Origin of the sequence: Mesorhizobium sp. M7A.F.Ca.CA.001.10.2.1 (assembly GCF_003998575.1) — a bacterium.
In the GTDB taxonomy this organism is placed as follows: Bacteria; Pseudomonadota; Alphaproteobacteria; order Rhizobiales; family Rhizobiaceae; genus Mesorhizobium.
The window spans coordinates 1-3,580 of sequence record NZ_RZQY01000638.1 but is presented as its reverse complement, the minus strand read 5'-3'; the positions used below and the strand labels follow the sequence as shown (position 1 = coordinate 3,580).

General features: G+C 62.6%; 4 protein-coding genes. All 4 read left to right on the top strand.

What is annotated here, in order from left to right; all coding sequences use genetic code 11:
- Window positions 1-10 precede the first annotated feature (10 nt).
- Window positions 11-940 (top strand): carbohydrate ABC transporter permease, encoded by a 930-nt coding sequence (locus EN964_RS28975; RefSeq protein ID WP_127269379.1) that lies wholly within the window; start codon window positions 11-13, stop codon window positions 938-940.
- Between the two features lie 11 nt (window positions 941-951).
- Window positions 952-1,791: a carbohydrate ABC transporter permease gene (locus tag EN964_RS28970; protein ID WP_127265686.1), complete on the top strand. Its 840-nt coding sequence runs from the start codon at window positions 952-954 to the stop codon at window positions 1,789-1,791.
- A complete protein-coding gene (locus EN964_RS28965) occupies window positions 1,788-2,849 on the top strand; it encodes a Gfo/Idh/MocA family protein (protein WP_127269380.1) in 1,062 nt (353 codons plus the stop codon). Before EN964_RS28970 ends, EN964_RS28965 begins: the two co-directional genes overlap by 4 nt.
- 226 nt (window positions 2,850-3,075) lie before the next feature.
- A partial coding sequence (locus tag EN964_RS28955) for an ABC transporter ATP-binding protein (protein ID WP_164776058.1) occupies window positions 3,076-3,580 on the top strand: 505 nt, incomplete at its 3' end.

The following is a 3,580-nucleotide window of genomic DNA, read 5'->3' as shown; positions in this document are numbered from 1 at the left end:
GACCGAACTCATGGCCGCAGATATCAGACCGAAAAGACCGTTCCGCTGGCATATAGGCGTCTTCCTGGCGCCGGCGGTGCTTGTCTACACGGCGATCATGATCCTGCCGCTCGCCGGCACGCTGCAGCTGTCGCTGTTCCGCAACATCGAGCAGCACCAGGTCTTCGTCGGGCTGGAAAACTTCCGCACGCTGTTCGGCGACCCCAACTGGTCGGTGGGTTTCTGGAACGCGCTGAGGAACAATGTCTGGTTCTTCATCATCCACATGATCGTGCAGAACCCGATCGGCGTCATGCTGGCCGCGCTTCTGTCCAGTCCGAAACTGAGATTCGCGGCTTTCTACCGCACGGCGATCTTCGTGCCGACCATCCTGTCCTTCGTTATCGTCGGTTTCGCCTGGAAGCTGATCCTGTCCCCGTTGTGGGGCGTGGCGCCGCATCTGATGGACCTCGTCGGCCTGAAAAGCCTGTTCACGCCATGGCTCGGCAAGGAGCAATATGCACTGACCGCACTCAGCCTGATCTCGGTGTGGCAGTTCGTCGGCATCCCGATGATGCTGATCTACGCGGCACTGCTGTCGATCCCCGAAGAGGTGATCGAGGCCGCGGAATGCGACGGGATTACCGGCCTGTCGCAATTCTGGAAGATCAAGCTGCCGCTGATCCTGCCGTCGATCGGCATCATCTCGATCCTCACCTTCGTCGGCAATTTCAACGCCTTCGACCTGATCTACACCGCGCAAGGCGCGCTCGCCGGGCCGAACTATTCGACCGACATTTTAGGCACCTTCCTCTACCGCGCCTTCTTCGGCTTCCAGCTGCAGACCGGCGACCCCAATATGGGCGCGGCGATCGCCACGATGATGTTCCTGATCATCCTCGGCGGCGTCTGCGTCTACCTCTTCCTCGTCCAGACGCGCCTGCGTCGCTACCAGTTCTGAGGGGCCGAGAGATGAGCACCGCCACCCGTTCCGTGCCCCGCACCATCGGCGCCCACGCGATCCTTTTGACCTACACGGTGATCGCGCTGTTTCCGGTGATCCTCGTCATCATGAACTCGTTCAAGTCCCGCGCCGGCATCTTCGGCGCGCCTTTGACGCCGCCGACGCCAAAAACCTTCGACCTGATCGGCTACACGACCGTCATCGGCCAGGGCGACTTCATCCACTATTTCCAGAACAGCCTCGTCGTCACCGTCGCCTCGCTGTTCTTCGTGCTCCTGTTCGGCGCCATGGCGGCGTTCGCCCTGTCGGAATACCGCTTCCGCGGCAACTCGCTGATGGGGCTCTACCTGGCGCTCGGCATCATGATCCCGATCCGGCTGGGCACCGTCGCCATCCTGCAATTGATGGTGGCGAGCGGGCTGGTCAACACGCTGACGGCGCTGATCCTGGTCTACACCGCGCAAGGCCTGCCGCTTGCCGTGTTCATCCTGTCGGAGTTCATGAAGCAGGTCTCCGACGATCTGAAGAATGCCGGCCGCATCGACGGCCTGTCCGAATACACCATCTTCTTCCGGCTGGTGCTGCCGCTGGTCAGGCCCTCGATGGCGACCGTCGCCGTTTTCACCATGATCCCGATCTGGAACGATCTGTGGTTCCCGCTGATCCTGGCGCCGTCGGAAGAAACCAAGACGGTGACGCTCGGCGCCCAGCTGTTCCTCGGCCAGTTCGTCACCAACTGGAACGCCATCCTGGCAGCCCTGTCGCTGGCGATCATGCCGGTGCTGATCCTCTACGTCATCTTCTCGCGGCAGCTGATCCGCGGCATCACGTCCGGAGCCGTCAAGTGAACTCTGAAACACCCCTCCGCGTCGTCATTGCCGGCCTCGGCAATATGGGTCGCAGCCATGCGCTGGCCTACCATACCAATCCAGGTTTCCAGATCGCGGCGCTGATCAATCGCTCCGACGTGCCGCTGCCGGACGGGCTGTCGGATTACGGCATCAGGCGCTCCTTCGACGAGGCGTTGCGCGAGGAAAAGCCCGATGTCGCCTGCATCGCCACCTATTCCGACAGCCATGCCGACTATGCGGTGAGGGCGTTCGAGGCCGGTTGCCACGTCTTCGTCGAGAAGCCGCTGGCAACGACGGTGGCCGACGCCAGGCGCGTCGTCGCGGCGGCGAAGGCCAATGGCAGGAAGCTGGTGATTGGCTACATCCTGCGCCATCACCCGTCCTGGATCAGGCTGATCGCCGAAGCCCGCAAGCTAGGCGGCCCCTACGTCTTTCGCATGAACCTCAACCAGCAATCCTCAGGCCACACCTGGGAGACGCACAAGCAGTTGATGCAGACGACGTCGCCGATCGTCGACTGCGGCGTGCACTATCTCGACGTCATGCTGCAGATCACCGATGCGAAGCCGATCGAGGTGCGTGGCATGGGCGTGCGGCTGTCCGACGAGGTGGCGCAGTCGATGTACAATTACGGCCATCTGCAGGTGCTGTTCGACGACGGCTCGGTCGGCTGGTACGAAGCCGGCTGGGGTCCGATGATTTCGGAAACGGCGTTCTTCGTGAAGGACGTCATCTCGCCCAATGGCTGCGTGTCGATCGTCATGAAGGAAGGTGTGAAGTCCGATGACATCGACACCCACACCAAGACCTCGACCATCCGCCTGCACAGTGCGGCGACCGGCGCGGACGGCAAGTTTCTCAAGGCCGACGAGATGCTGTCGATGGAGGGCGAACCCGGCCATCAGGATCTCTGCGACCTCGAACAGGCCTTCGTGCTGAAGGCGATCCGCGAGGATCTCGATCTCACCAAACATATGGACGACGCGGTCAAATCGCTCGCCGTCTGCCTTGCAGCCGACGAGAGCGTGCGCAGTGGAAAGGCGGTGCGGTTGTGATCAGGGAATTGTCGTCAGGGGCTGCGCTCTACGGCGCCCCCCTCTGGCCTGCTGGCCATCTCCCCCTCAAGGGGGGAGATCAGCTTTCGGCACGGCCTTCGCCAATCACCAACGTTGAAAAGAGTGCGGCGGCGTCAAAGCTGCCAATCTCCCCACTTGAGGGGGAGATGGCCGGCAGGCCAGAGGGGGGTGTCTTGGCGCCCACATTCCAATCCGGAGGAACGAAGTGGGCTCGCTGAACATCGAGAACGTGAAGAAGGCCTTTGGGCCGGTCGAGGTGCTGAAGGGCATCAACCTCGAAGTGAACGACGGCGAGTTCGTTGTCTTCGTCGGCCCCTCCGGCTGCGGTAAGTCGACCTTGCTCAGGGTCATTGCCGGACTGGAGGATTCGACCTCGGGCCGTGTTGTGATCGACGGCGCGGACGTCTCGGCCACGCCGCCGGCCAAGCGCGGCATCGCCATGGTGTTCCAGACCTATGCGCTCTACCCGCATCTGACGGTGAAGAACAATATGGGCCTTGGCCTCAAGCAGGCCGGCACGCCCGCCCCGGAGATCGAGCGCCGCATCGGCATCGCCTCGTCGATGCTGTCGCTGGAGCCCTATCTCGAAAGGCGGCCGGCCGAACTCTCCGGCGGCCAGCGTCAGCGCGTCGCCATCGGCCGCGCCGTGGTGCGCGAACCCAAGCTTTTTCTCTTCGACGAGCCATTGTCCAACCTCGATGCGGCACTGC

Excerpts from the sequence above, each read along its gene's own strand:
- EN964_RS28970 (WP_127265686.1), top strand. The coding sequence starts at position 952 with ATGAGCACCGCCACCCGTTCCGTGCCCCGCACCATCGGCGCCCACGCG.
- EN964_RS28975 (WP_127269379.1), top strand. The coding sequence starts at position 11 with ATGGCCGCAGATATCAGACCGAAAAGACCGTTCCGCTGGCATATAGGC.